Here is a 402-nt window from a genome sequence, read left to right on the forward strand (position 1 = left end):
TCCCCTTCAAATACGGCAGATCAAAGAGGATATTCATATGCATGTTAAGGGTTTCATGATCCTCATTATGAGTGAACTCAGTCCCCCTGAAATACAGATTTGAACCATATTTTTGATTGAGCCAACGGAAGCAATCAGAGAGCTTGCGTGTCCATTTCCTATGCTCCGCCTTGAGGTCATCATATATGCGGACGTTCTCACCGCAGGTGATAACCATGTACCGCAGATACTTCCCCTTATTCGGGAGAATGTTATCAATCCAATAGGTCAGCTCATTCCTCAACTGGCGACGCTCAGCAACAGCAACAGCAGGAATGAACATGATATGCCTAAACTGTTCATCCATCTGCTTAGCTAATCCAGACAGCAAACCCACCTTGAAAAAGGTGCCATCCTGCTTCT

Annotated in this window: 1 protein-coding gene; it reads right to left on the reverse strand. The window is 45.0% G+C overall.

Annotation, left to right across the window (positions count from 1 at the left end; translation table 11 throughout):
• Positions 1-376, reverse strand: a 376-nt coding sequence (locus tag KP705_RS18575; RefSeq protein WP_215765374.1) for a hypothetical protein, incomplete at its 3' end; no start/stop codon positions are given.
• Positions 377-402 lie beyond the last annotated feature (26 nt).

Origin of the sequence: Gluconobacter sp. P1D12_c (genome assembly GCF_018812105.1) — a bacterium.
In the GTDB taxonomy this organism is placed as follows: Bacteria; Pseudomonadota; Alphaproteobacteria; order Acetobacterales; family Acetobacteraceae; genus Gluconobacter; species Gluconobacter oxydans_A.